Below are 23,748 nucleotides of genomic sequence, written 5' to 3'. Positions count from 1 at the left end.
GCTCATGCTGGTCGTGGCGGTTTCCGGGGCGGGGTGTGCGGCCGCGGCAGACCCGGTGTCGCAGGTAACAGTTTGAAAACTTCGCCCACGGTCTTGACATGGAGGGGCCTTCAGTAAGAACTTTTACCACTAACAGTTAACAGTCTTTTCCGAAAGGCGTCCCATGGTTGATCACGAGGCGGACACCTCCGCGGGCACCGCGGTGGCCGACGTCGATGGGGTTGACCGCCGGGGCGCACTGGGCGTTGCCTCCGACGGGACACTGGCCCGGGTCCGCACCGGTGCCGCCGAACTGACCGGCGCGCTGCGGCGGGTCGCCGAGCACGTGCTCAGCGACCCGGAGGCGGCGGCCCGCGCCACCATCGTGGAACTGGCCGAACGCAGCGGCACCTCGCCGGCCACGGTCACCCGGTTCTGCCGCGCAATGGGCTTCGACGGCTACGCCGACCTGCGTCTGGGTATCGCCGCCGAGACCGGTCGGGCACGCTCGGCCGGCTGGACCGTTGACATCGGCCGAGAGATCCAGCCCGGCGACCCGCTGGAGCGGGTACTGGAGCAGATCATGGCCGCCGACACCCGGGCCATGCATGACACCGCCGCGCTGCTCGACCTGACCGAGGTCGAGCGGGCCGCCGTCGCCATCGCCGGTGCCGAGCGGGTGAACATCTTCGGTGCCAGCGGCAGCGCGCTCGTCGGCGAGGAGATGCAGTTCAGCCTGCACCGCATCGGCGTGGCCGCGTGGGCCTGGAACGACGTGCACTCCGGGCTGGCCGCTGCCGCGCTGCTGCGTCCCGGCGACGTGGCGTTGGGCATCTCGCACAGCGGCCAGACCCGCGAGGCCATCGAGATGCTCGCCGAGGGCGGCAGCCGGGGTGCCACCACCATCGCGCTCACCGGATTCCGCCGGTCGCCGCTGGCCGAGTTGGCCGACATCGTGCTGCTCACCGCCAGCCAGGCCACCACGTTCCGGCCGGACGCGCTGTCGGCCCGGCATCCTCAACTTGTCGTCCTCGACCTGCTCTACATCGCGGTCGCCCAGCGCACCCACGACCGCGCCCACGCGGCCTTCCGGCGTACCGCCCAGGCCGTGGACGGGCACAAGGCAGCGAGGGAGGCCAGCGCATGATCAGCGCCCAGGGGTACGCCGACGCCGTCCGGCCAGTCCTCGACCGGCTGGTCGAGCGGGGTGCCGAGTCGCTGGGCCGGGCCGCCGACCTGATCGCCGCCAGCCTGCGTGACGGTGGGGTGTTGCAGGCGTTCGGCGCCGGACACTCGGAAGCCTTCGCCGCCGAACTGGTCGCCCGGGCCGGCGGGCTGGTACCCACCAACCGGATCTCCCTGCACGACCTGGTGCTGCACGGCGGTGTCTCGCATCAGGTGCTTGCCGACCCGAAGCTGGAACGTGACCCGGCCGTCGCGCATCAGCTCTACGCGATCGCCGCACCCCAGCCGCAGGACGTCTTCGTGGTGGCGTCCCAGTCCGGCATCAACGGTTCGGTGGTCGAACTGGCGCTGCTGGCCACCGAACGCGGTCATCCGCTGATCGCGGTCACCTCGGTCGAGCACACCGGACGGGTGGCCCCGCGGCACCCGTCCGGCCGGCGGCTCGTCGATCTCGCCGACGTCGTGCTGGACAACGGCGCGCCGTACGGCGACGCACTGCTGCCGCTCGAGGGCGGCGGCGCGGTCTGTGCGGTCTCCTCGGTCACCTCGGCGCTGCTGGCGCAGCTGCTGACCGCGGAGGTCGTACGACGGTTCCACCAGGCCGGAGAGGCACCCCCTATCTACCTCTCCGCCAACGTCCCCGGTGGGGACGAGCACAACCTCGCCCTCGAGTCGCGGTACGCCGGGCGACTCCGGCGCACCGCCTGACCCGACATCACAAGGAGAGTCACACGATGTCCGTTACCCCCGATCTCGACCGCCGGACCCTGCTGCGCCGCGCGGCGGCCGCGGGCCTCCTGGTGACCCCGGCCGCCGGTCTGCTCAGCGCCTGCGCCGGTAGCACGCCGAGCCAGAACGACGACAGCGCCGGGGAGAAGAGCAACGACAACCCCTTCGGCGTGCAGGACGGCAGCGCCGTGAAGGTGGTCATCTTCAACGGTGGGTTGGGTGACGCCTGGGCCAAGGAGGACCAGGCGATCTTCAATGCCAAGTACCCCAACGTCACCGTCAACATGAGCTCCACCCAGAAGATCAAGACCGAAGAGCAGCCCAAGATGGCGACGCAGCCCAGCGACGTCGTCATGAACTCCGGCGCCGACATGATGGACATCAGCACCCTGGTCAACGAGGGTGCCATCGAGCCGCTGGACGACCTGCTGGCCGCCCCGGCCTGGGACAGCGAGGGTACGGTGGCCGACACGCTGCTGCCGGGCACCGTCGGTGACGGCACCTACCAGGGCAAGTTCTTCGTGGTGAACGTGGCCTACACGGTCTGGGGCAACTGGTACAACTCGGTGCTCTTCGACAAGGAGGGCTGGACGCCGCCGAAGACCTTCGACGACTTCTTCGCCCTCGCCCCGAAGATCAAGGCCAAGGGCATGGCCCCGTACGTGTACGACGCCGTGCACGGCTACTACCCGCGCTGGGCGCTGATGGCGACGGTCTGGAAGTCCGCCGGCAAGCAGGCCGTCATCGACATCGACAACCTCAAGGAGAACGCCTGGCGGGCCGAGGGCGTCCTGCCGGCGCTGGAGGCGTGGGAAAAGCTGGTCAAGGACAAGCTGCTGCTGCCCGGCAAGCTCGACCACACCCAGTCGCAGCAGGCCTGGCTCGACGGCAAGGCGGCCTTCATCCAGGTCGGCACCTGGCTGAAGAACGAGATGGCGGCGACCATCCCGCCGGGCTTCGAGATGAAGATCTCCGACTACTGGGGCCTGGGCGCCACCGACAAGGCGCCGAACGACGTCTACGCCGGTGCCGGCGAGGGCATCGTCGTCCCGGCCAAGGCGCCGAACAAGGCCGCCGCCAAGGAGTTCCTGCGCGCGGTGCTGTCCAAGGCCGGTTCGGCGAAGTTCGCCGAGCTGACCAAGTCCCTGGCCTCCACCAAGGGCTCCGGCGACAACGTCCAGGACGCCGCCCTCGCCAGCGCCAACGAGCTGATGAAGAACGCCAGCTCGGACCTGATCTCGATCAAGCTCTGGAACTTCTACGCCGACCTGGACAAGGAGAGCCAGAACCTCTCCGCCGAGTTGATGGCCGGCCGGTTGACCGCCGCGCAGTTCGTCGACAAGATGCAGGCCGCCGCCGACAAGGTCGCCCAGGACTCGTCGATCACCAAGCAGACCCGCGACGCCTGATCCGAACGGAAAGAGTGAGTCCCATGCGGCACGGTGTTGCGCGTTTCGTCACGGGTTTCCTGGCCCTGCCGGTCGGGCTGTACCTCTTCTACGTGGTGTGGCCCTTCCTCCAGGCGGCCGGGTACTCGCTGACCGACTGGGGAGGTTACTCCGACAGGCAGCAGTTCGTCGGGCTGGACAACTACCTCCGGCTGTTCTCCGACGAGCTGATCAGGAAGGCGTTCTGGCACAACGTCTTCTTCCTGATCACCGTGCCGCTGTTCACCATCGCGCTGGCCCTGTTCCTCGCGTTCCTGCTCAACGTGGGCGGACGCGAGGACAAGGCCGGCATCCGGGGAGTGTTCGGCTCCGGCCTCTACAAGGTGATCTTCTTCTTCCCGCAGGTGCTGTCCCTGGTCGTCATCGCGGTGATGTGGCAGCAGATCTACCGCGCTGACGGCCAGGGACTGATCAACGGCATGCTGATGAAGATCGGGCTGGTCAGCGAGGACGACCCGATCACCTTCATGTACGACCCGGAGCCCTTCCTCGGCGTACCGGCGGTGCTGTGGTGGCTGTTGCTGATCGCGGTCTGGAGCGGCGCCGGCTTCTACATGGTGCTCTTCTCCGCGGCCATGCAGTCCATCCCGAAGGACGTCTACGAGGCGGCCATCCTGGACGGTGCCGGCCGGTTCCACACCTTCTTCCGGATCACCCTGCCGCTGCTGCGGGACACCGTCTCGGTGGCCTGGGTCTATTTGGGCTTCATCGCCCTGGACATGTACGCCCTGGTGTTCGTCATGACGCCCAGCCAGGGTGGCCCGAACCACGCCAGTGAGATCTTCGCGTCGGTGCTGAACTTCACCGCCTTCCAGAAGGGTCAGTTCGGTTACGCCTGCGCGATGGGCGTGGCACTGGCGATCTTCACGATCCTGCTGGCCGCTCTCCAGCTGAGGATCACCCGTCGTGAGCGGATCGAGTACTGAGGAGACCTGGACGATGAGCACGGTGACCCATACTCCGGGTGGCCTGGCCGGCCCCGACCAGACTCCACCACCGGCCGGTACGCCGGCACAGCGCGCCGCCGTCGGCGGCGGCCGGGCCGGAGCGCGCTTCTTCAACGGCTTCTCACACCTGTTCCTCGCCGTATGGGCGATCATGGTGGTCTACCCGCTGCTGTGGGTGGTGATGTCGGCGCTCAAGACCGACTCGGAGGTCATCCGCAAGCCGCTGTCGCTGATCCCCGAGCAGTTGCAGTGGGGCAACTTCGCCCGGGCCTGGACCGAGGGGCACATCGGGTCGTTCTTCCTCAACACCATCCTGGTGCTGACCGGCAGCGTCTTCCTCACCATGCTGCTCGGCTCGATGGCCGCCTACGTGCTCGCCCGCTACGAGTTCCCCGGCAACCGGCTGATCTACTACATGTTCCTGTCCGGGCTGACCCTGCCGATCTACCTCGCTGCGGTGCCGCTGTTCAAGGGCGTCTACAACACCGGCGTGGTGCTGCCGTTCCTCGGCCCGAACAGCCACGTCATGCTGATCCTGGTCTACGTTGCCTGGTCGCTGTCGTTCACCGTCTTCTTCATGCACTCGTTCTTCCGTACCCTGCCCAACGCCATCGCCGAGGCGGGCATGGTCGACGGCGCGTCGCACAGCCGGTTGTTCTTCAGCGTCATGTTGCCGATGGCCAAACCGGGCCTGATCAGCATCGGCATCTTCAACGTCCTCGGCCAGTGGAACCAGTGGTACCTGCCGACCCTGCTCATGCAGTCGGTGGCCGGGGAGCCGAAGAACCAGGTCATCTCCCAGGGCCTGATCGAACTGTCGGTCAACCAGGGCTACCGCTCCGACTGGTCCGGCCTGTTCGCCGGGGTCACCATGGCGATGCTGCCGGTGCTCATCGTCTACATCGTCTTCCAGCGTCAGGTGCAGTCCGGCCTCACCGCCGGCGTCAGCAAGTAACCGCCGCCGCGCAGGGCGTGCTCGGTCCGGGAAACCAACGGCCTCCACCCGAGTCCGACCGGTCCCGGACCGAGCGCGCGCCACCTCAGTCGAGGATGATCCCCAACTGGTCGCGCAGGGCCGCCTGCCCGGCGGCGGTGTGGCGTACGGCGCGGCCGGACCCGATGCGCACCACCCACCCGTGGCCGAGAAACCGCTCGCACAGTTTCGCGCCAACCAGTCCGCCGAGGTGCTCCCGGCGTTCGGTCCAGTCGAGGCAGCCCCGGACCAGCGGCCGGCGGCCCGACCGGGGCCGCGCCGGATCCCAGCCGAGCAGGTCGATCAGCCAGGACCGGCCGGCCGGGGTGAGCGCGAAGCCGCCGCCGTTGTCCAGCAGCCCTCGCCCGATCATCGCCTCGGTCACCGCCACACCGAGCCGTCCGGCCAAGTGGTCGTAGCAGGTACGGCCCCGGCGCAGGGCCGCGCTGGCGGTGGCCGCCCGCAGACCACCGGTCCGGGCGGGACGCGGTTCGAACCGGGCCGACAGGTCCTCCAGCAGTTGCGCCACCGAGGGGTCGGCGAGCTGCACGTACCGGTGCCGGCCCTGGCGACGCTGAACGAGCAGGCCACCCTCGACGAGGCGGTGCAGGTGCCCGGTGGCGGTGGAGGGCGCGACACCCGCGTACGCGGCGAGTTCGCTCGCGGTCCACGCCCGGCCGTCGAGCAGCGCGAGGCAGATCCCCGCACGGGTCTCGTCGGCCAGCAGCGCCGCGAGCCCGGCAAGGTCGGCAGCGGAGGTCACCTACCCATTGTCGGGTACGACAGTTCGGTGCTCACCGAAGGATCGTGGTCGTAGCCTTCGCCGCATGCTGGAGATACGCGGCCGCGCGGCCGCCCTCGCGGTGCTGACCGACCCGACGTTCGTCGTGCCGCCCGTCCCACCCGCGTCCACCGGCGTCGCCTGGCTGCGCGCCACGGTGGGCCGGTTCAGTTCGGGCATCGAGTACGAGCGCCGGCGCGACTTGTCCGTCGCGATCCTGGACGCGATCCCGCTGGAGCCGCTACGCCATGCCGGTGACTCCCACCCGGTGGCGGTCCTGGCCCCTCGGCTGGGAGTCACCCGTCCCGTGGTGCAGTTGATCCGCGACGTGGCGCAGGCGTACCAGCCCGGCACCGGTGACGAGTCGCGGGCCGACCCTGCCGTGCATCGGTTGGTGGCGCTCTTCGGCGGTACATTCGACGAGCCGACCGCCGCCCGCATCGGCGTGCTCGTCCAGGCCTGCGAGGCAACGGCCGTCCTGATCGACCGGACCCGACACCGTCACGTCGACGAGGTGCTGCGCGACGATCCGCCGGTGCCGGCGACCAAACGGCAGGCGACGGTCACCGCCACCGTGGCCGGTATGACCGTCGAGGCCGGTGAGGTCGTACGGGTGCCCTTGGCCGGTGATCTGGCGTTCGGTGCGGGACCTCGACGCTGCCCCGGCCGCGCCCACGCTCTCGCGTTGGTGGCCGGAGCACACGGATGAGCGGCTTCGCGGCGCTGCACCGTGTCGACGACCCGCTGGTTCTGCCGAACGTCTGGGACGTCGCGTCGGCCCGGTTCCTGGTCGGGGCCGGTTTCGCCGCGCTCGGTACCACCAGCCTCGGCGTCGCGGCCGTCAACGGCCTGCCCGACGGCGCGGCCGTCACCGGGGCCGCGACCGTGTCGCTCATCCGCCGGCTGGCGGCGCTGCCGGTACACCTCACCGCCGACATCGAGACCGGATCGGTCGCCGCGGCGGTCGCGGTGGCCGAGGCCGGCGCGGTGGGCGTCAACCTGGAGGACGCCATGGGTCCGGCGCCGGAGCACGCGGCACTGATCCGGTCGGTGAAGCGGGAGGTGCCGGGGCTGTTCGTCAATGCCCGTACCGACACGCACTGGCAGCGTCCCGGTGACCTGACGGAGGCGGTCGACCGGGTTCGACGCTACGCCGACGCCGGCGCCGACGGCGTCTTCGTCCCCGGTCTGGCCGAGCCCGCCGACATCGCGGCGGTGGTGGCCGCCGTCGACGTACCGGTAAACATCCTGTTCCTACCGGCCCGGCACACCGTGACCACCCTGGCGGAGCTGGGTGTGCGGCGGATCAGCACCGGCTCACTGCTGTTCCGGGCGGCCCTGGCTGCCGTCGTGGACACCGCGAGAGCGGTACGCGAGGGGCGCGCCGTACGCCCCGACCTCCCGTCGTACGCCCGGGTGAACGTCGGGCCCGGCGAGCGCGCCGCCGGGGACGTCCCCTAACGGTGCCGGTCGGCGGTCGCGTCATGCCTGCGATGTCGGCGAGACGAGAAGTCGTCGCACGGATAGGCGCGCCAAACCGCGTTGCTGCCGACATCCCGATGGAACCAGTCCGCGGGTGGGTCAGCTCACGGCGCCCGTGGCCGGCCACGGGCGCCTGAAGCTCATCACTAACCTGCGGGTATGGGCGTCGATGAGCGGCTGCGGCGAATCCGGGGCTGGCTGTGGGTCGTGGTGGTGGGCCTGTTTCTGAGCGGTGTCACCGCGTTTCCTCTGGAGATCGAGGTGGGCTGGCTGCTGCGGGCGGCCGACCCGCTCGCCGAGCAGTTCCCGGCCCTGGTCGGCTGGATCGAGCGGGTCCACGTCGGACTTGTCGAAACCGGGGACCGGTACCCGTTCATGCGGTACGGGACCGACTGGCTCGCCTACGCCCACCTGGTGCTGGCCGTGGCGTTCTGGGGACCGCTGCGTGACCCGGTGCGCAACGTCTGGGTGGTCCAGCTTGGCATGATCGCCTGTGTCGGGATCGTGCCGCTGGCGCTGATCTGCGGGCCGCTGCGGGAGATCCCGTGGTTCTGGACGGTGGTGGACCTGTCTTTCGCCGTCGGGGCGTTTCCGCCGTTGTGGTTCGCGTACCGGCACATCCGGGCGATCGAGTCGCAGCGGGCCGAACCGGCAGCATCGACCCGCTCGCCGACCCCCGAGACCGCCGGGCCGGCCCATCCGTGACAGTGGTTCCGCTCAGGACGTGGCCGTTGCGCCAGCGGCGAGGCGGTGGGCGGGTTGGAACAGTTCGATCAGGTTGCCGGCCGGGTCGGCGAGCAGGATCTGGCGTCCGCCCGGGCCGCTGACCACTTCGCTGCGGAACGACACTCCGGCGTCGCGTAGTCGATCGATCTCGCCATCCAGGTCGCCGACGACGAGGTGGATGCGGTTGTGGCCGGCGGTGGCGACGTCGGTGGGGGTGGCGCGGGCACCGGAGCTGGCCGGCCCGGACAACAGCAGCCGGAGCGGGCCGCGCACCACGTCGGCGAAGGCGGGGGCGGCGCTGGTGTGCAGGGCGAACCCGAGATGCGTGGTGTAGAACTCGACGGCGGCGCTCACGTCCTCGACGAGGTAGCGGACGCTTGCGTACTGGGGGTCTGTCATGGCCGGATCTCCTTCGCGGGCCGGGCTGCGGTGAGCACGGGTAGCAGATGTCGGACGCGGATGTCGATGTCGTTCGCGACGCGTTGGAAGGCGGGATAGTCGGCGGTCGTCGCGGGATCGGGGATGCTCCAGTGGACCCGTCGGGGCTCGTGGGGCAAGTCGGGGCAGACCTCGCGGGCCTTGTCGCACATGGTGATCACGTAGTCGTACCGGCGGCGGGCGACCGTGTCGAGGTGCCGGGGCCGCTGCCCGGCAAGGTCGACACCGAAGCTGTCGCGCAGTACGCGTACCGCGTGCGGATGCAGGCCCGACCTGGGCCGGGTGCCGGCACTGACCACCCTGACCTCGCCGCCGGAGCGGCGGAGCAGCAACGCCTCGGCGATCGGTGAGCGGGCGCTGTTGCCGGTGCACACGAAAAGCACGCTCAGCTTCCGCGATCGCCGCCGATCCACCGGGGGAGGCGTTGTCGTGGCGAGCAGCGCGGGATGCAGGGCCCTGCCGGCCTCGGCCAGCGCCAGGGCGCAGGAGTCCAGATCGAGGTGGTAGTAGCTGTCCCGGCCGTCGAAGCTGCTGCGCGAGGCGCTGACCAGCCCGCCGTCGCGCAGCAACCGAAGGTGGTAGGAGACCAGATTCTGCGGCTCACCGACAAGCGCCACCAACTCCCGGACGCGGTGGTCACCGGTCGCCAGCTCGGTCAACAGTCGCCAGCGCAGCGGATGTGCGGCCAGGTGCAGGAATGACGGAGTGGTACGACCCGATGACGCCACGACTGGATATTACATCAAATCCACTTGATGGGTTGGGTTGACCTGCCGGTGTCGGCATCGCTACCTGGTCGTGGCCGGGTTCTTCCAGACCGGGCCGCGCAGAGCGAAGTCGATGGTGGCAGCCACGGTGGCAGCGCGTTCCGTGCCGTACTCCCGCTCGGTCAGCCACAGGCCCAGATCGATACCGGCGCTCAACGCGCCCGCGGTGACCCGGTCGCCGTCGTCGACTACCCGCTCCTCGATCACGTGCACGCCGTAGGCGCGCAACTCGTCGTACGCGTGGCGATTCGTCGTGGCGTTGCGCCCGGTGAGCAGACCGGCCGCCGCGAGCAGCATCGCGCCCGTGCAGACCGACGCCATCCACCTTGCGGAACCGGCGACCTCAGCCAATCTGCTGGGCAGCACGCCGGCCTGAGCCTGCGCCCAGGAGCCCTGCTCGGCCCGGTTCAGCCAACCACCGCCGACCACGATCACTCCGTCCGGGCGATCCAACACACCGGGAACGTTCAGCTGGACGCCCCGCATGCTGCGAACCGGACCCGGCCGCTCCGCGACCACCAGATCCACCTCGAACCCGGCACTGGACAGCACCTCGAACGGGCCGAAGGCATCGAGTTCATCAAAGCCGTCGAATACGACGATCTCTACTCTCACCCGTACAGCCTCGCGATCGCCGCCAGGACGGGCCAGTGGCATGCTTGCCATCGTGCGTGAGGAACCGGCCATTCATCGCGTTGCTGTACTGGCCCTCCCTCCGGTCGTGGCGTTCGACGCGGCCATCGCCACGCAGGTCTTCGGCCACGAAGGTCTCGGCAGGTACGAGGCTGTCCTCTGCTCGCTGCGGGCCGGGCCGGTGCCGACCACCACACCCGGGTTCGGTATCACCGTCGCGGCCGGCCTCGAAGCGGTTGCCACCGCCGACACCGTCATCGTGCCCGGATTCCGGCGCGGGCCAGCGCCGGCAGCCGCGCTCGACGCGCTACGCGCCGCGCACCAGCGCGGAGCCCGGATCGCCGCCATCTGCAGCGGCGCCTTCGCGCTGGCCCAGGCCGGTCTGCTCGATGGCCGTCGCGCCACCACCCACTGGGTCCACGTCGCCGCCCTCGCCCGGGAACATCCCACCGTGCAGGTCGACCCGGCGGTCCTCTACGTAGATGAGGGCACCGTACTGACCAGCGCCGGCCTCGCCGCCGGCCTCGACCTGTGCCTGTACCTGATCGGTCTCGACCACGGCCAGCAGGCGGCCATCCAGCGGGCCCGGCACATGGTCACACCGCTGCACCGCGCCGGAGGGCAGGCCCAGTACACCGTGCCGAGCGCCGTGGTGGTGGGGGAGCGGCTCACCGGCGTGACGGACTGGGCACTGGCCAACCTGCACCGGCCCATCACGGTGGCCGACCTCGCGCGGCAGGCGATGCAGTCCACCCGAACGCTCAGTCGCGCCTTCGCCAGGGAGCTGGGCACGAGCCCGCGCGCCTGGCTGATCGCGGCCCGGCTACGCCGGGCCTGTGCCCTGCTCGAAAACGGTGACCTGACCGTCGAGGAGATCGCTCGACGCAGTGGCCTGGGCAGCGCCGCCAACCTCCGGCTTCAGTTCCGTCGGGCGTACGCCACCACTCCGCTCGCCTACCGGGCTGCGTTCCAGCAGCGCTGACCGGTTGTGGACGCGTGCGTCCGATGGTCGAATGCGGCTCATGACGGCAGCCTGCCGAGAGTCCTCGCTGCTCTTTCACGCCGCCGACGGCAGCGAACTGCCCTTGCTGATCTTCGAGCCGGGCGCCGGCAAACCACCCCGTGCCGGCATCGTGCTGTTCCATGGCGGCGCCCTCCGCGAGGGATCGCCTGACGGGCTCGCCCCGCACTGCCGACAATTGGCGTCGCGCGGGATCCTCGCCGGTTCAGCCGGGTATCGGCTGCTCGGCCGCGGCGCGGTCAGCATCGACGACTGCATCGCTGATGTTCGGTGGGCGATCGACCAGTTCGCCCGGGTGGCCGCGGTGCGCGGGCTCGAAGCGTCGCACCTGGCCTCGGGCGGCAGCTCAGCCGGGGCTCACCTCGCGGCTGTCGCGGCGATGACCCCACCCGCCACCACCGCGGCACCGACGGCCGGTACGGCGGCCCTGGTGGCCCTCAACCCGGCGGGATCGAATCTGCGCTCCTTCGAGCCGGCCGCGCAGCGCCGCCTCGAACGGCAGGTCGGCATCGCACCGGGCAGACTGATCGAGTATTCACTTGTCGAACTCGTGCGGCCGGGGAACCCACCGATGCAGATCCACCACGGCACCCGCGACGAGGTCGAGCCGATCGACTCGGTGCGGCAATTTCGGGACGCGATGGTGCGCTCCGGCAACGAGTGCGTGCTCATTGAGTACGAACAGGCCCGCCACGGATTCCACTACCCCGACGACAGCAGGCACTTCGACGACGTGCTCGATGCCATGGCGCTGTTCCTCCTCGACCGGCTCGCGACGAGGTGACCGGGCAATGTCCCGATTGTCGAAGCCCTGACCGGGGCATCCCACCCCCTCCCTGACGGTTCACCAGTGACAACGCGTCATACGTCTACCGCCGCCCGGCACGCCCTCGGAATGGCATTGTGTTGTCCATGAACAGAAAGCAGGTCGCCGACTGGATCGCTGCCTACGAGCAGGTGTGGCGGACGCCGGGTACGCAGGCGCTGGTCACGCTCTTCACCGAGGATGCAAGCTATCAGCAGGGGCCGTACTGGACGCCCGTCGTCGGCCTGCCGGCCATCGCCGAGATGTGGGACCAGCAGCGCAAGGGCCCCGACGAGGTGTTCCAGATGACCACGGAGATCGTGGCGGTCGACGGCGACACCGCGGTGTCGCGTCAGGAGGTCCGCTACGGCGACCCGGTCGACCAGGAGTACCGCGACCTTTGGATCATGCGATTCGCGGACGACGGACGTTGTCGGTCGTTCGAGGAGTGGCCGTTCTGGCCGGGACAGCAGCCGGCTGCCTGATCGCAGCGGCCGGCCGTAGACACGGTCCAGATGTCGGATGCTGCGGGTGGGCTCACACGGCGGTTGCGGCGATGGCCGCGTACCTGCGGTCCGGGCGGTCCGGGAACTGCTGTTGCAGGCGCCGGAGTTCGCGGAAACCAGCTCTGATCAGGCGAGCGGAGAACTCGTCGACTGGCCAGCGGTACGCGGTGAGGACCTTGTGGTCGAACTCGGCCACCTCGTCTTCGCTGTCGAAGAAGCCGATCACCAACCGCCCGGACGGGGTCAGCATCCGGCGGAACTCGGTGAGCACGTGGTCCAGTTCCGGTGGTGGCAGGTGGATCGTCGAGTACCAGGAGAGGACGCCGTCCACCGAGTGGTCGGGGACGTCCAGTTCGGTCATCGAGCCGAGCCGGAACGCCGGCCCGGGGAAGTTCGCTCGGGCGTGGTCGATGAACTCGGGGACCAGATCGATGCCCGTCACCTCGACGCCGAGCGAATGCAGGTAGGCGGTCCAGTGGCCGGGACCGCAACCGAGATCGAGCACCGCGCCGTCCAGGCCCGCGAGATGGTCCCGGATGAGAGCCGTGTCGTCCGCGTGGGCCTGCCCGCCGCCATCGAAGAGTGCGATGTACTGCGCCGACATTGACGAATAGGCATCGCGTACCGGCTGGTTGCTCACCGTGGCACTGTAGACCCGGGTCGGGGCGTCGGGCGGTTACCCCGCCCAGCCGCGCTGCCGGGCGAGGTGAGCAGCCACGTCGACGACGACCGCAGCGGCCGGCGACAGCGCATCGCGTCGCCACACCAGCTCCAGGTCTGGTGCCGGGAGGTCGTCGGTGAGGGTGAGGACGACGCCGTCGACCGTGGGCAGCGCGGCAAGCGACCGGGGTACCAGCGAGAATCCGGTGTCTTCGGCGATGCCCACGCGACGCCAGCCGAGCTGCTGGCAGTCCCGAGCGGCGAACTGCACGTCCGCGCGGGCGCAGGCGGTGAAGACGGCAGCGCGGTAGCCGGGCGTCAGGTGTTCGGGCGGCAGGTTGAGCGGGCCGATCCGCAGGTCGCCCAGTGTCGCGGTCGGACGCCCGGCAAGCGGGTGCCGGGGACCGACGACGGCGACCAGCGGCTCCCGGCGTACCGTCTGCCGGGCGAGGTCCGACTGAGCAGCCGCGCCCCGCGACAGCACCAGATCGAAGCGGCCGGCGCGCAACCCGGCCTCGAGTTCGGTCGGCCATGCCTCGCCCGTGCGAACGGTGATGTCCGGATGCATCGCCCGCAGCGCGTCCAGCAGTTGCGGCACCACCTCGTGTGCGGCGCTGGCGACCGTTCCGATGCGCACCGTGCCGGCGCGGCCCTGCCCGGCCGCCCGCGTCGCCCGGACCATCGCGTCCGCGTCGCTGAGCACCTGACGCGCAGACGCCACGAAAGCCGTCCCGGCCTCGGTCAGGCGGGTCGGGCGGCGGGTGAACAGTGGTACGCCGAGCTGCCGCTCCAGGTCGCGGATCTGTCGACTCAGCGGTGGCTGCGCCATGTGCAGACGCTGCGCGGCCCGCTCGAAACTGCCCTCCTCGGCGACCACCACGACGTACCGCATGAGGCGTAGATCCACCGACATACCGCGAAGGTACCCGCCCATACCTCATGGATCTTGTCGGTGACTCACCACCGAGGCCACGCTCGATGCGACAAGCCTGATCGGAAGGAAACGTGCGAAACATGCGACGACTGCTCGCGATTCTGATCGTCCCGGTGCTCGGCGTGCTCGGCGCCGTACCTGCGCCGGCGTCAGCGTCTGTGCCGACCTCGGCTTTCGGTGCCCCCGGCCCGCGACCGGACAGTTACGTTCTGGCCGGCGACGACGCCTACCCCGAGGGCATCGCCCGAGACCCCCGGAGTCCGTACTTCTACGTCAGCAGCCTGACCGACGGGCGTATCTACCGCGGTGACGTCCGCTCCCCGCGAACCACGGTGTGGCTGCCCGGCAACGCCGCCGACGGCCGGACCACCGCCGGCGGGATGAAGGTCGACCATCGCGGCCGGCTCATCGTCGCTGGCGGAGGAACCGGGTACGTGTGGGTGTACGACACGCGCACCGGCGCGCTCCTGCACCGCTTTGCCACTGCCGCACCGAATTCCATGCTGAACGACGTAGCGCTGACCGCCAACGGCGACGTCTACGTCACCGACTCGTTCCAGCCGACCCTCTACCGGATTCCTGCGGCGGACCTGCGCGGTGGCACGGGCACCACCAGGCCGCTACCCACCTTCCTCGACCTGCGCGGCACCGGCATCGAGTGGAACGCCGGGTTCAACCTCAACGGCCTGGTGGCCACCCACGACCAACGCCACCTCATCGTCGCCGACTACAACGACGGCGCGCTGCACCGCATCGACCTGCGGCGGCGCACGGTCCGGGCGATCGACCTGGGCGGCGCCACGGTGCACGGCGACGGCCTGCTCGTACGTGGCCGCACGCTCTACGTGGTCAGCAACATCGACGGGAACGGCAACACAGTCAACGTGCTGCGGCTCAATCGCCGCGCTGACCAGGCAAGGCTGCTCGGGCGACTGACCGACCCCGCGCTGCACGGCCCGTCGACGGCGGCGTTCGACGGTCACGACCTCCTGGTGGTCAACTTCCAGTACGGGGCGGAGAATCCAGTCCTGCCGTACACGGTGGTGCGGCTCGGTGCGGGACTTGCCTGGCCTCCCGTATCCGGGGGACGGACGGCGTCCGACGACCGGCTGTCCTGAACGGTCTCCCGTCTCCCACGACCTGTGGGTGACCGGGGCCGACACCCCTGCTACGGGCGTCGGCCCCGGTCACGATGAGCTGACATGCCATGGCGCCGCCCAGCCGTCATCGGCCGGAAGTCAGCTCAGGCGGGGAATCGCAGTCCCGATCAGCCGCTCGGAGACCTCCCAGAGTCGGCGGGCGTCGTCGTCGCTGCGCAGCGGAGCCCACAGCTCGCGCTGCGCGGGCGCGCCGCCGACGTCGCCGAAACCCTTGGGGCCGAAGAACTGTCCGCCCTGGGAGTCGGGGCCGGTCGCGGCCAGCAGCGCCGGCAGTGCCGCCGAGGAGACCGTGCCGGCCACGCCGAGGCGGGACATCAGACGGATCATGCGGACCGAGGTGGTGTCCTTCGCGCGGCCCATGCCGGGTTGCGCGGCGAGCAGATTCGTCGGCGACACCCCCGGGTGGGAGAGGTTGCTGGTGACGCCCCATCCGGCCGCCGCGCTGCGGTTCTGCAGCTCCCGGGCGAACAGGCCGACGGCGATCTTGGACTGGGCGTACGCCTTCATCGTTTCGTAGCCGCGCTCCCAGTTGATGTCGTCCCAGTTGATCGCCCCGCTGCGGGCGGCGACGCTGGTCTGGTGGGTCACCCGCGCCCGCCCCTGCCGCAGCAGCGGCAGCAGTCCCTGGGTGAGCGCGAAGTGACCGAGATGATTCGTGCCGAACTGCAGTTCGAAGCCGTCCTTGGTGAGCTGGCGGGTGGGCGGGTTCATCACGCCGGCGTTGTTGATGAGGATGTTGACCGGGCGGCCCTCGTCGACGAGTTGGCTGGTCAGGGCGGCCACCGAGTCCAGCGATGACAGGTCGAGCGCGCGGGTGCCGATTGTGGCTCCGGGGACACGGCCGCGGATGCGGTCGGCGGCCTGTTGCCCCTTCGCCGGGTTGCGGACCGGCATGATCACCTGTGCGCCGGCCCGGGCGAGGCGGCCGGCGATGACGAAGCCGATCCCGTCGCTCGCGCCGGTGACGACGGCGAGCTTGCCGGACAGGTCGGGGATGGTGAGGTCGAAGTGGCGGGCCATGTCGGTCTCCTCGTGTCGGCCGATCCGATCGAATCGGCGGGTGCGATTCGATCGTCGGCGACCGCCGACGGCGGATTCAGGGCCTTCGGAGCCACGGATCGGCGATCCCACGATGAGCGTCGCCACCGAGCACGGCGAGCAGCTGGAGCTTCTCGTAGCTCTCGCTGCCCGGGACCGCGGTAAAGACGTGCAGGTAGTGGGACTGTCCCGGATCCACGAGTGTCTGGCAGTTCAGCTCCAGCAGACCGAGTTCGGGGTGCACGAAGTTCTTGCCATCGTCCGGGCGCAGGCCGACCTCGTGCTGCTCCCACAGCTTGCGGAACTCGTCGCTGCGCTCAAGGAGCAGCTCGGTGAGCTGCGCCGCCCGGGAGCCGGGGCCGCGCAGTGTCGCGATCTCTCGGGCGCCTGAGGTGAACATGCGGGACAGGAAGCCGTGGTCTTCGGGCGCGTACCGCCGGCGGGTGGCCGGGTCGGTGAACCAGCGGTAGACGATGCTGCGGGCGGGACCGGTGTAGCCGGTGGTGTCGCCGGTGAGGGCGACGCCGAGCGCGTTCTGCCGGAGCGTCTCTCCGAGTTCGCTGACGATCTCGGCCGGGGTGTCGTCGAGACGGTCGAGTACCCGTAGCAGGCCAGGACTGATGTGGTCGCTGGTGGCGCCGCGCGGCGGAGGACGGTGCCCGGCCAGCCGGAACAGGTGGTCGCGCTCGTCGAGCGACAGGTGCAGGCCCTGCGCGATCGAGGCGATCATCTGCTCGGACGGGTGTGGCCCGCGCTCGCGTTCCAGCCGGGAGTAGTAATCGGTCGACATGTGGCAGAGCAGGGCCGCCTCCTCGCGCCGCAGGCCGCTGGTCCGGCGGCGCGGTCCGCGCGGGAGGCCGACGTCCTCGGGCTGCAGCGACTCCCGGCGGCGCCGGAGAAAGTCGGCCAGGCCGGCCCGGTCGATCGTCATGTGCGCTCCCTGTCTCGGTCCTGCCTCCTTCCTACCGGCCAGGTGACCGGGGCAGCCACGGATCGCCGATCCCCCGCTGCCCGCGGAGGGGGCTGCTCGCTGTTTCCTGGCGGGCAGGCCGGGGCGCTGCCGAGCAGCCCAGTGGGCCAGCCCGTGGCCGACTCGATCACGCCGTGGGTGGCACCGGCAGCGATGACCGCAGCGGCGTCGTTGATCGGCCCTCGATAATGGCCGGCGTGGAAGAGGTCACGGTCGTCGTCGCCCATGATGAGCGTGCGACCCTGCGCGTCGGCGATGTGTTCCTGAAGGTGGACAGTGATCAGGCGCGTATCGATGTCGAGGTCGAGGCGATGCGGCTGGCGCCCGTGCCGACTCCCGAGGTCCTGTGGCGCAAGCCGCCCGTCCTCGCGATCACTGCTGTCCCCGGCCAGGCGCTGGGCCGCCTCGGCGAGCCGTCGCCCGCGTCACCGGCGGCGTGGGCCGCGGCGGGCGCGGTGATCCGGACGCTGCACGACGCGCCACCACCGCCGTGGGCAGGCAGGAAGCTCGTCGGGCTGGACGCGGAACTCGAACGCGAATGCGCCTGGCTCGTCGACAGTGGCGTCCTGCCCGCCGACCTGGTCGGCCGCAACCGCGAGATAGCCGAGGCGGCGCTTCGGCCGTGGACGCCGGTGTTCATGCACGGAGACCTGCAGATCACCCACATCTTCACCGACGGCGACCAGGTCACCGGCGTGATCGACTGGTCCGAGGCAGCGCCCGGCGATGCGCTGTACGACCTGGCCGTGCTTACCCTCGGGCACGAGGAACGCCTCGATGATCTCCTGACCGGTTACGGCACCGACGTCGACCGGGATGTGATTCGCGCCTGGTGGTCGCTGCGCAGCCTGCTGGCTTCCCGCTGGCTGATCGAACACGGCTTCGACCCGTCCGCGCCAGGCTGCGAGTTCGACGTACTCAGATCGCGGATGTGAGGAGCAACGCCCGGCGTCCGGGCCCATCACCCTCGGACCCGACGGCAACCTGTGGACGGCATTGGAAACGGTACCCTGGCCCGAATCGCCGGGGCTCAGTCTGGCCGGTCAGCCGCCCGGCGTGCGGCGCGTTCGTGGCGGTCGACTGCTCGGCCGTGAGCGATGGCGAGGAGTCGGTCGATCTCGGGCAGCAGGTGCGGGCCGGGCATGACGATGCTGCCGAAGCCGTAGAGCGCGTAGCCCGGGTGTGGTACGACAGTGTCCAGCCGAGCGAAGTCGAACTCCTGCCGGTGCTCCTCGAACGCCTTGGGTGGGAAGCCGAACAGTCTCTCGAACTCGGCTCGGCCCAGGTCGAGGTTGAGGCGGAAGACGCCGGGACGGTCGAGCTGGGAGGCGTCGTCGAAGCCGGGCACGTCGTGGTCGACGATGGTGGCGAACGGTTGGCGGCGGTCGGGGCCGACGTAGAAGAACCGGTCGCCGCTGGCACCCTCGGGTGATCCGTTCTCCTCGTTCGTCACGATCTGCTCGACGCCGGGTAGCGCGAGAATCCGGTCGGCGAGCACGGCCGCGTCGACGCCGGTGGGGATGTGCAGCACCGCGTCGGCGTGGTCGATGGTGGCCTGATCGAGCGGGAAGTAGCGGTGATCGTGCGTTCTCCGCTCGGCCGCTGCTATCTCGGCCGCACGGACGTACCGCGGAAGCATTGTTCCCCGCTGAAGTCTGCCTTCGTAGGTCGACGGAGCCGGCGCCCCGATGCCGAGCGCGGGGCTCGCGCCGAGACTACCGACGATCACCGCGTACCGGTCATTCAGCAGCGACGCGACGATGGCACCGGCGCCGGCCCACGAGACGTCCTTTCCGGCCATGGTCATCGTGCTCGATTGGCGCTGGAGGTGTGTGTTGTGCGCGAAGACCAGCGTGGGTCCACGGTGTGCCTCGGCCGATCGGATCTGAAGCAGGTTCTCCGCCATCAGCGCGTCTCGGACCCCGGCCAGGCGGGCGAAGCGTTCCGCCCGCTCCAGCCGTGCGGCGGCCGCCGCGTGGTAGCGCAGCACCGCGACAGCGGACATGGCCTGCACGAACGCTGCCGGCCAGCCCCCGGCCAGTCGGGGTGCGTTCAGGTACAGCTCGATCAGCAGCTCGTCGGCGATCACCCGCAGGCGCTGGGCGTCGGCCGAGCGCCCGATCGACCTGCCGGGTTCCCAGATCGCTGCGGTGTCGCTCCATCGCGCCTCGTCCCCGATCAGGTCGTCGATCTCCGCCGATCGGTCGAGGCCGAGGAATTCGCAGGTCCGGATGAGGTAGTGCCGTGGACTCGGGGCACCCTCGATCTCCAGCGGGGCGTCGAAGCCGTGGAACGTCAGGCGTTCGGAGGCCGGTCGGCCGGCGTTCCACTCGCGCATCCGCAGCAGTAGGTCACGGTTGGCCGGGGCACCGCCGAACCCGTGGCTGAACCCCTCGGTGAGCGCACGGTCGAGCGTGACGGCGGTGGAGCCCTGGACGAACTCGTTGGCGATCAGCCCCGCCGCCCGGTCGCTCTCCAGCGCGATCGACCGGTAGCCCTGCACGGCCAGCGACATGAAGGTCTCGTTGCGGATCTGGAGGAAGGCGGACTCGCCGTGCGTCGGTTCACCGAGCGCGAGCAGCGCCGGTGGTACGGCAAGCAGGTCAAGAAGGGACGTCATTGCATCGACCGTATCGTTGAACTACCGGTTGAGACTTTTCAGCGACGGAGCGAGGTGACCGCCATGAAACCCTCAAACCCACGGGTACGCCGACCAGTCGATCTCGCGCGCCGTCACGGCCTTTCCGCGCAGGCCGTGCGCAACTACGAGCGGGATGGCGTGCTGCCGCCGGCCCAGCGCAGTCCGACCGGCTATCGCCGGTTCACCGAGGTGCACGCAAAGGCGCTGAGCGCCTATCTCGGGCTGGTCGTGGGCCACGGCTACCGGGCCAGCGGTGACATCATGCGTGCCGTCAACCGGGGTGACATCGACGCCGCGCTGCGTACGATCGACCACAGCCACGTCCTGCTTCAGCGCGACAGAGACACGTTGGACGCGGTGGAGACGGCGGTCGCCGTCCTCACCGGTTCACCGCGGCAACCACAGGGCCGGAAAGCAGTGCCGATCAGCATGCTGGCCCACCGTCTCGGCGTACGACCCGCAACCCTGCGCAAGTGGGAGCGGGCCGGGATTCTGCAGCCGGCGCGTGACCCGGCCACCGGCTACCGCGACTACTCACCAGACGATGTCCGCGACGCCGAACTCGCTCACCTGCTGCGTCGCGGCGGGTACCGGCTCGACCATATCGCCGGCGTGCTGCGTCGGGTGCGCGAAGCCGGTGGCACCGAACCGCTCGCCGCGTCACTGCGTCAGTGGCGGGAACAACTCACCGCCCGTGGCCAGGCCATGCTCACCGGGGCCGCCCGGCTCGCCGAATACCTCGACGCGGACACCCGGTCCGTCGTACGGCATTGACCCCGTCGGAACGCCCGCCCATACCGTAGGCCGTGGTGGCGGGCTACCGGATGAGGCAGAACGGGTGGCCGGCCGGGTCGGCAAAGACCCTGAAGCGCTACGGCAACCGGCACAGAAGCATGTCGCTCGATCGGGCATCCTCGTGAGTTGTCGTGCCCGGATGGGAGGGTCGAGGGCGTGTACGAGGAATGGTCGTCACCGCTGCCGTACGTCGTGGCCTGGCGGAGTGTCACGCCGCCGGACGGTGGATCCAAGCGCATCGTGCCGGACGGCTGTCTCGACATCATCTGGTGGGACGGCACGGTGTTCGTCGCCGGGCCGGACACGACCGCCCAGGTCGAGTCTGTTCTGCCCGGTAGTCGGTACGTTGCGCTGCGGTTCGGCGCGGGCACCGGGCCCGGTGTGCTGGGCGTACCCGCCTCCGAGTTGGTCGATCGGCGTGTGCCGCTTGACGCGGTGTGGCCGGCGGTGGTCGTGCGGGCCATCGCCGAGTCCGATGATCCCGCCGCCGCGCTGACCGAGGCCGCGAGCCGGCGCTGGCAAGGGGTCGACCGGGTGATGGTTGCTCTGGCCGGTGCCGCGCAGGCCGGGTTGCCTGTCGGGTCGGTCGCCGAGCGGTGCGGGCTGAGCTCCCGACAGTTGCAGCGGCGCTGCAACACCGCCTTCGGTTACGGGCCGAAGACCTTGCAGCGGATTTTGCGGTTGCAGCGGGCCCTTGCGTTGGCCCGGTCCGGTCGGTCGTTCGCGACGGTGGCGATCGATGCGGGCTACGCCGATCAGGCCCACCTCGCACGCGAGGTACGGGCGATGGCTGGCGTGCCGCTGAGTGCTCTACTGCGGTGACGAGTTCCAGGCGAAGAGATCCACGACGTTGCCGTCCGGATCGCGTACCTGTGCATAACGCTGCCCCCACGGTGCGTCCCAGGGCGCGTTGACCGACCGGTGTCCGGCGGCGACCAGGTCGCCGTGGCATCGATCCACCTCTGCCGCATCGGCGCAGAGAAAGGCCCAGCCACCGGAGGGCGGTGCCGGCTGGTATCCCGGGTCGAAGGACTGCAACGAGGCGTGCGTGTCCCACATGAGACGGATACCGCCCGCAACCGTCGTCTCGACGTGCGGCTCCTGCTCGGCACCGTCCGGAAACTCCAGGCCGAGTCGCCGGTAGAAGGACAGGGACGCGGCCATGTCGGCCACCGCGAGGCCGATCGCGTTGAAGGTGGGTGCCATGAATCCGACCGTACGAGCGTGCCGCCGAGAAGTCTTGAACGAATCGGACACCGGTCAGCGTCCGGTCGGCCCAGAAGCTGCTCGTTGCCGGGCACAGGCGGCGGTGGACCACTGATTCCGGCTGAGGCCGAGGACGAGCGTCTGGTTGCGCACGCTCGTAGCAGGCGCTCAGAAACGGATCAGCCGGTGCAGCCGGAGGAACGTGTCGGTGAAGCCCAGCTTCGGCCAGGCCCGCGAGGAGAGCAGGTTGGTGACCCGCCAGTCGGTGACCACGCTGTCGAAGCCCGCCGATACCGCCCAGTCGATGACCGCGGTGCCGAGGGCTCGTCCGGCGCCGACGCCGCGCGCGTGCGGGAGGACCGCCGCGAACCCGAGGAACCCGGCGTGCTCCGGGCGGGCCAGGCTCAGGTGGGCGCTCGACTTCTCCAGCGCGCAGCCGATGGCAGAGCCGATGACCTGGCCGTCCGTTTCGGCCACGAAGGTGGCGTACCCGGGGTTGTCGATGTCGGCCGTCCATTCGGCGACGGCCTCCTCCAGGGTGCCCATCGGACCGGCGGAGAAGGTCGGGGACTGTCCCTGGTGCAGCGGCAATTCAAGATCGAGTTGAGCGAGTAGCGGGATGTCGGCCCGGGTCGCCCGACGCACCGACAGCCCGGCCGGGGTGACCGTTGCCGACCGTGCGGCGGGCCGGATGGCGTGCGCGTGCTGCTGGCCGAAGCCCAGCCGGAACCAGGCTTGTACCAACTCCGCGTCGTGTGCCGGAACGACGACGTAGTGCGCCGTGCGGCCCTCGTCGACCCAGCGGGTGGCGGCGAGCGCGTACAGGTCGCGCATCACCTCGGGATCGACGGCCGCCATCCCGGCGGCCTCCACCCAGATGTTCGGCCCCCACAGCGGTGACGGCTTCGGCGCACCGAGGACGAAACCCACCGGGCCACCGGCACGGTAGGCGACCGCCCCCGAGGCGTCCGGCGTCTCGTACGCGCTGGTCAGCTCGGCCAGCGTCGCGGCGGCGTCCTCGAAGCGGGCGGACAGCAGCGGCTGGGCGACGCGGTGCCGGCGGTGCCGGTCAGCCAGCAACGTGGCGCAGGCACCCAGGTCGGCGGCCGTGAGCGGCCGTAGCTCGGCGCGGGACATGGCCGGCACCCTACGCAGCACCGGGCGTCGCGGTCATCCGGGTTTCGACGGCGCGGACGCGGCCACGGCGGTGACCGGCTGCCTCAGGATGGTGCGCTGTTTCTCGGGTGCGACCCGGCGGAAGTCACTGAGGTATATCTCGTGGTGCTTCCCGGCCATGCGCAGCCCCTGGGCCGGGATGAACTCGTCATGCAGGTGGGCGAGCACGGCTGCCTCGTCGTCGAAGGCGCCGACGTGCAGCGTCTGCACGCAACGTCCTTCGGACAGGGTTTCCAGGCGGACGTCATCGAGGCGTACCGGCTGATTCTTCGCCCCGGCCTGCGCGAAGGCGGCGTCGAACATGGCCCGGTCGACCCAGTCCGGGACCATCAGCAGCAGGGTCCAGTTCCACCGTGACTTGTCCCGAGACGTGGTGAAGGCGGCCATGTCCTCGGCCCACCACAGGCCCTCCAGAGGCGGGACGACGTAGTCGCGCCCGAGGTGCCGCTTGCTGGCGAACTTGAGCTTGTACGCCACCGGGTAGAGCGCTTCGACGGCGGTGGTGAAGGCGGGTGAGGTGTTGGGGTCGCCGTGGCCGTCGATCATGAGGTAACACAGGTCGGGTACGTCGACGATCCGGAATCGTCCCCGTGGTGCCTGGTAGGCGTCGACGGTCTTCTTGAAGTCAATCTTGTCTGTCATCGGGTTCCTGGGCCGGGTCGAGCGGCGCACCGCCGAAGCCGATCTCGTAGCCGTCGGGGTCGCGGTAGATCACCAGTCGCTGACCGGAAGCCCGGCGAAGAGGTCG

At 70.0% G+C, this 23,748-nt stretch carries 27 protein-coding genes; 15 read left to right on the top strand and 12 right to left on the bottom strand.

The window, feature by feature from the left end; translation table 11 throughout:
* Positions 1-163: 163 nt before the first annotated feature.
* Genes ACN26Z_RS21825 through ACN26Z_RS21805 form a run of 5 tightly spaced genes read left to right on the top strand, consistent with a single transcriptional unit; the run spans position 164 to position 5,243 of the window.
* Positions 164-1,126, top strand: coding sequence for a MurR/RpiR family transcriptional regulator (locus tag ACN26Z_RS21825; RefSeq protein WP_093407330.1), 963 nt, complete (start codon positions 164-166; stop codon positions 1,124-1,126).
* Positions 1,123-1,872: an SIS domain-containing protein gene (locus ACN26Z_RS21820; protein WP_282237571.1), complete on the top strand. Its 750-nt coding sequence runs from the start codon at positions 1,123-1,125 to the stop codon at positions 1,870-1,872. The genes ACN26Z_RS21825 and ACN26Z_RS21820 overlap by 4 nt, the downstream gene beginning before the upstream one ends.
* A 26-nt stretch (positions 1,873-1,898) precedes the next feature.
* Positions 1,899-3,302, top strand: coding sequence for an N-acetylglucosamine/diacetylchitobiose ABC transporter substrate-binding protein (gene ngcE, locus ACN26Z_RS21815; RefSeq protein WP_093407325.1), 1,404 nt, complete (start codon positions 1,899-1,901; stop codon positions 3,300-3,302).
* Between the two features lie 23 nt (positions 3,303-3,325).
* Positions 3,326-4,267: a carbohydrate ABC transporter permease gene (locus ACN26Z_RS21810; protein WP_093407322.1), complete on the top strand. Its 942-nt coding sequence runs from the start codon at positions 3,326-3,328 to the stop codon at positions 4,265-4,267.
* A 13-nt stretch (positions 4,268-4,280) separates the two neighbouring features.
* Positions 4,281-5,243 (top strand): carbohydrate ABC transporter permease, encoded by a 963-nt coding sequence (locus tag ACN26Z_RS21805; protein WP_282240764.1) that lies wholly within the window; start codon positions 4,281-4,283, stop codon positions 5,241-5,243.
* A gap of 85 nt (positions 5,244-5,328) precedes the next feature.
* On the opposite strand, the gene ACN26Z_RS21800 is transcribed toward ACN26Z_RS21805, so the two are convergent.
* The gene (locus tag ACN26Z_RS21800) at positions 5,329-6,024 is read right to left on the bottom strand and encodes an ArsR/SmtB family transcription factor (RefSeq protein WP_421463237.1); all 696 of its coding nucleotides are present in this window, start codon (positions 6,022-6,024) and stop codon (positions 5,329-5,331) included.
* A gap of 64 nt (positions 6,025-6,088) precedes the next feature.
* Between ACN26Z_RS21800 and ACN26Z_RS21795 the strand changes: the two genes are divergently transcribed.
* From ACN26Z_RS21795 to ACN26Z_RS21785, 3 genes are all read left to right on the top strand, one after another.
* Complete coding sequence (locus ACN26Z_RS21795) at positions 6,089-6,751, top strand: hypothetical protein (protein WP_421463235.1); 663 nt, start codon at positions 6,089-6,091, stop codon at positions 6,749-6,751.
* Positions 6,748-7,503 carry an isocitrate lyase/PEP mutase family protein gene (locus ACN26Z_RS21790; RefSeq protein ID WP_421463234.1) on the top strand — a complete coding sequence of 252 codons (756 nt, stop codon included), beginning with the start codon at positions 6,748-6,750 and terminating at the stop codon, positions 7,501-7,503. Before ACN26Z_RS21795 ends, ACN26Z_RS21790 begins: the two co-directional genes overlap by 4 nt.
* 180 nt (positions 7,504-7,683) lie before the next feature.
* Positions 7,684-8,229 carry a hypothetical protein gene (locus tag ACN26Z_RS21785; RefSeq protein WP_421463232.1) on the top strand — a complete coding sequence of 182 codons (546 nt, stop codon included), beginning with the start codon at positions 7,684-7,686 and terminating at the stop codon, positions 8,227-8,229.
* Between the two features lie 12 nt (positions 8,230-8,241).
* Here the strand turns inward: ACN26Z_RS21785 and ACN26Z_RS21780 are convergent, their stop codons facing one another.
* From ACN26Z_RS21780 to ACN26Z_RS21770, 3 genes are read right to left on the bottom strand one after another with little or no spacing between them, the layout of a single operon-like run.
* Complete coding sequence (locus tag ACN26Z_RS21780; RefSeq protein ID WP_421463230.1) at positions 8,242-8,649, bottom strand: VOC family protein; 408 nt, start codon at positions 8,647-8,649, stop codon at positions 8,242-8,244.
* Positions 8,646-9,416 carry an ArsR family transcriptional regulator gene (locus ACN26Z_RS21775; RefSeq protein WP_421463228.1) on the bottom strand — a complete coding sequence of 257 codons (771 nt, stop codon included), beginning with the start codon at positions 9,414-9,416 and terminating at the stop codon, positions 8,646-8,648. The genes ACN26Z_RS21780 and ACN26Z_RS21775 overlap by 4 nt, the downstream gene beginning before the upstream one ends.
* A 60-nt stretch (positions 9,417-9,476) precedes the next feature.
* Positions 9,477-10,070: a DJ-1/PfpI family protein gene (locus ACN26Z_RS21770; protein ID WP_421463226.1), complete on the bottom strand. Its 594-nt coding sequence runs from the start codon at positions 10,068-10,070 to the stop codon at positions 9,477-9,479.
* Between the two features lie 40 nt (positions 10,071-10,110).
* Here ACN26Z_RS21770 and ACN26Z_RS21765 point away from each other — a divergent pair, with 40 nt between their 5' ends.
* The 3 genes from ACN26Z_RS21765 (at position 10,111) to ACN26Z_RS21755 (ending at position 12,399) form a co-directional block, all read left to right on the top strand.
* Positions 10,111-11,070, top strand: a complete 960-nt coding sequence (locus tag ACN26Z_RS21765) for a GlxA family transcriptional regulator (protein ID WP_421463224.1) — start codon at positions 10,111-10,113, stop codon at positions 11,068-11,070.
* 40 nt (positions 11,071-11,110) lie between these two features.
* On the top strand, positions 11,111-11,893 hold the full coding sequence (locus ACN26Z_RS21760) for an alpha/beta hydrolase (RefSeq protein ID WP_421463223.1): 783 nt from the start codon (positions 11,111-11,113) through the stop codon (positions 11,891-11,893).
* Positions 11,894-12,021: 128 nt separating this feature from the next.
* Positions 12,022-12,399, top strand: coding sequence for a YybH family protein (locus ACN26Z_RS21755; protein WP_282237581.1), 378 nt, complete (start codon positions 12,022-12,024; stop codon positions 12,397-12,399).
* Positions 12,400-12,451: 52 nt separating this feature from the next.
* On the opposite strand, the gene ACN26Z_RS21750 is transcribed toward ACN26Z_RS21755, so the two are convergent.
* Entirely contained in the window at positions 12,452-13,024 is a 573-nt protein-coding gene (locus ACN26Z_RS21750; protein WP_421464691.1) for a class I SAM-dependent methyltransferase, read from the bottom strand.
* A gap of 72 nt (positions 13,025-13,096) precedes the next feature.
* A complete protein-coding gene (locus ACN26Z_RS21745) occupies positions 13,097-13,993 on the bottom strand; it encodes a LysR family transcriptional regulator (protein WP_421463221.1) in 897 nt (298 codons plus the stop codon).
* Positions 13,994-14,094: 101 nt separating this feature from the next.
* Here ACN26Z_RS21745 and ACN26Z_RS21740 point away from each other — a divergent pair, with 101 nt between their 5' ends.
* Positions 14,095-15,132 carry an SMP-30/gluconolactonase/LRE family protein gene (locus ACN26Z_RS21740; RefSeq protein ID WP_282237584.1) on the top strand — a complete coding sequence of 346 codons (1,038 nt, stop codon included), beginning with the start codon at positions 14,095-14,097 and terminating at the stop codon, positions 15,130-15,132.
* A gap of 120 nt (positions 15,133-15,252) precedes the next feature.
* Here ACN26Z_RS21740 and ACN26Z_RS21735 read toward each other — a convergent pair whose 3' ends face one another.
* Together ACN26Z_RS21735 and ACN26Z_RS21730 are read right to left on the bottom strand one after the other, a co-directional pair.
* Positions 15,253-16,194: an SDR family oxidoreductase gene (locus ACN26Z_RS21735; protein ID WP_282237585.1), complete on the bottom strand. Its 942-nt coding sequence runs from the start codon at positions 16,192-16,194 to the stop codon at positions 15,253-15,255.
* Between the two features lie 76 nt (positions 16,195-16,270).
* Positions 16,271-17,143, bottom strand: a complete 873-nt coding sequence (locus ACN26Z_RS21730; protein WP_282237586.1) for a helix-turn-helix transcriptional regulator — start codon at positions 17,141-17,143, stop codon at positions 16,271-16,273.
* A gap of 173 nt (positions 17,144-17,316) precedes the next feature.
* Here ACN26Z_RS21730 and ACN26Z_RS21725 point away from each other — a divergent pair, with 173 nt between their 5' ends.
* Positions 17,317-18,117, top strand: coding sequence for a phosphotransferase family protein (locus ACN26Z_RS21725; protein ID WP_282237587.1), 801 nt, complete (start codon positions 17,317-17,319; stop codon positions 18,115-18,117).
* Between the two features lie 95 nt (positions 18,118-18,212).
* Here the strand turns inward: ACN26Z_RS21725 and ACN26Z_RS21720 are convergent, their stop codons facing one another.
* Positions 18,213-19,802 (bottom strand): DUF6194 family protein, encoded by a 1,590-nt coding sequence (locus ACN26Z_RS21720; RefSeq protein ID WP_421463218.1) that lies wholly within the window; start codon positions 19,800-19,802, stop codon positions 18,213-18,215.
* 63 nt (positions 19,803-19,865) lie between these two features.
* Here ACN26Z_RS21720 and ACN26Z_RS21715 point away from each other — a divergent pair, with 63 nt between their 5' ends.
* Both ACN26Z_RS21715 and ACN26Z_RS21710 read left to right on the top strand, forming a co-directional pair.
* Positions 19,866-20,597, top strand: coding sequence for a TioE family transcriptional regulator (locus ACN26Z_RS21715; protein WP_421463217.1), 732 nt, complete (start codon positions 19,866-19,868; stop codon positions 20,595-20,597).
* A 177-nt stretch (positions 20,598-20,774) separates the two neighbouring features.
* Positions 20,775-21,440, top strand: coding sequence for a helix-turn-helix domain-containing protein (locus ACN26Z_RS21710; protein WP_421463215.1), 666 nt, complete (start codon positions 20,775-20,777; stop codon positions 21,438-21,440).
* Here ACN26Z_RS21710 and ACN26Z_RS21705 read toward each other — a convergent pair.
* From ACN26Z_RS21705 to ACN26Z_RS21695, 3 genes are all read right to left on the bottom strand, one after another.
* Positions 21,429-21,824 carry a VOC family protein gene (locus tag ACN26Z_RS21705; RefSeq protein ID WP_093407284.1) on the bottom strand — a complete coding sequence of 132 codons (396 nt, stop codon included), beginning with the start codon at positions 21,822-21,824 and terminating at the stop codon, positions 21,429-21,431. The two genes, ACN26Z_RS21710 and ACN26Z_RS21705, sit on opposite strands and share 12 nt — an antisense overlap.
* 168 nt (positions 21,825-21,992) lie before the next feature.
* Positions 21,993-22,961, bottom strand: coding sequence for a GNAT family N-acetyltransferase (locus ACN26Z_RS21700; protein ID WP_421463213.1), 969 nt, complete (start codon positions 22,959-22,961; stop codon positions 21,993-21,995).
* Positions 22,962-22,994: 33 nt separating this feature from the next.
* Positions 22,995-23,642, bottom strand: a complete 648-nt coding sequence (locus ACN26Z_RS21695) for a GyrI-like domain-containing protein (protein WP_421463211.1) — start codon at positions 23,640-23,642, stop codon at positions 22,995-22,997.
* Positions 23,643-23,748 lie beyond the last annotated feature (106 nt).

Origin of the sequence: Verrucosispora sp. WMMD703 (assembly GCF_049178935.1) — a bacterium.
GTDB classification, from domain to species: domain Bacteria; phylum Actinomycetota; class Actinomycetes; order Mycobacteriales; family Micromonosporaceae; genus Micromonospora; species Micromonospora sediminimaris.
This window is presented reverse-complemented; position numbering and strand designations above follow the sequence as displayed.

Bases quoted from the DNA above. Each gene is read 5' to 3' on its own strand.
- ACN26Z_RS21720 (WP_421463218.1), bottom strand. From the start codon at position 19,802: ATGACGTCCCTTCTTGACCTGCTTGCCGTACCACCGGCGCTGCTCGCG.
- ACN26Z_RS21765 (WP_421463224.1), top strand. From the start codon at position 10,111: ATGCTTGCCATCGTGCGTGAGGAACCGGCCATTCATCGCGTTGCTGTA.
- ACN26Z_RS21810 (WP_093407322.1), top strand. From the start codon at position 3,326: ATGCGGCACGGTGTTGCGCGTTTCGTCACGGGTTTCCTGGCCCTGCCG.
- ACN26Z_RS21820 (WP_282237571.1), top strand. From the start codon at position 1,123: ATGATCAGCGCCCAGGGGTACGCCGACGCCGTCCGGCCAGTCCTCGAC.
- ACN26Z_RS21795 (WP_421463235.1), top strand. From the start codon at position 6,089: ATGCTGGAGATACGCGGCCGCGCGGCCGCCCTCGCGGTGCTGACCGAC.
- ACN26Z_RS21790 (WP_421463234.1), top strand. From the start codon at position 6,748: ATGAGCGGCTTCGCGGCGCTGCACCGTGTCGACGACCCGCTGGTTCTG.
- ACN26Z_RS21825 (WP_093407330.1), top strand. From the start codon at position 164: ATGGTTGATCACGAGGCGGACACCTCCGCGGGCACCGCGGTGGCCGAC.
- ACN26Z_RS21750 (WP_421464691.1), bottom strand. From the start codon at position 13,024: ATGTCGGCGCAGTACATCGCACTCTTCGATGGCGGCGGGCAGGCCCAC.
- ACN26Z_RS21700 (WP_421463213.1), bottom strand. From the start codon at position 22,961: ATGTCCCGCGCCGAGCTACGGCCGCTCACGGCCGCCGACCTGGGTGCC.
- ACN26Z_RS21730 (WP_282237586.1), bottom strand. From the start codon at position 17,143: ATGACGATCGACCGGGCCGGCCTGGCCGACTTTCTCCGGCGCCGCCGG.
- ACN26Z_RS21735 (WP_282237585.1), bottom strand. From the start codon at position 16,194: ATGGCCCGCCACTTCGACCTCACCATCCCCGACCTGTCCGGCAAGCTC.
- ACN26Z_RS21740 (WP_282237584.1), top strand. From the start codon at position 14,095: ATGCGACGACTGCTCGCGATTCTGATCGTCCCGGTGCTCGGCGTGCTC.
- ACN26Z_RS21755 (WP_282237581.1), top strand. From the start codon at position 12,022: ATGAACAGAAAGCAGGTCGCCGACTGGATCGCTGCCTACGAGCAGGTG.
- ACN26Z_RS21695 (WP_421463211.1), bottom strand. From the start codon at position 23,642: ATGACAGACAAGATTGACTTCAAGAAGACCGTCGACGCCTACCAGGCA.
- ACN26Z_RS21785 (WP_421463232.1), top strand. From the start codon at position 7,684: ATGGGCGTCGATGAGCGGCTGCGGCGAATCCGGGGCTGGCTGTGGGTC.
- ACN26Z_RS21745 (WP_421463221.1), bottom strand. From the start codon at position 13,993: ATGTCGGTGGATCTACGCCTCATGCGGTACGTCGTGGTGGTCGCCGAG.
- ACN26Z_RS21780 (WP_421463230.1), bottom strand. From the start codon at position 8,649: ATGACAGACCCCCAGTACGCAAGCGTCCGCTACCTCGTCGAGGACGTG.
- ngcE (WP_093407325.1), top strand. From the start codon at position 1,899: ATGTCCGTTACCCCCGATCTCGACCGCCGGACCCTGCTGCGCCGCGCG.
- ACN26Z_RS21760 (WP_421463223.1), top strand. From the start codon at position 11,111: ATGACGGCAGCCTGCCGAGAGTCCTCGCTGCTCTTTCACGCCGCCGAC.
- ACN26Z_RS21705 (WP_093407284.1), bottom strand. From the start codon at position 21,824: ATGGCACCCACCTTCAACGCGATCGGCCTCGCGGTGGCCGACATGGCC.
- ACN26Z_RS21715 (WP_421463217.1), top strand. From the start codon at position 19,866: ATGAAACCCTCAAACCCACGGGTACGCCGACCAGTCGATCTCGCGCGC.
- ACN26Z_RS21805 (WP_282240764.1), top strand. From the start codon at position 4,281: ATGAGCACGGTGACCCATACTCCGGGTGGCCTGGCCGGCCCCGACCAG.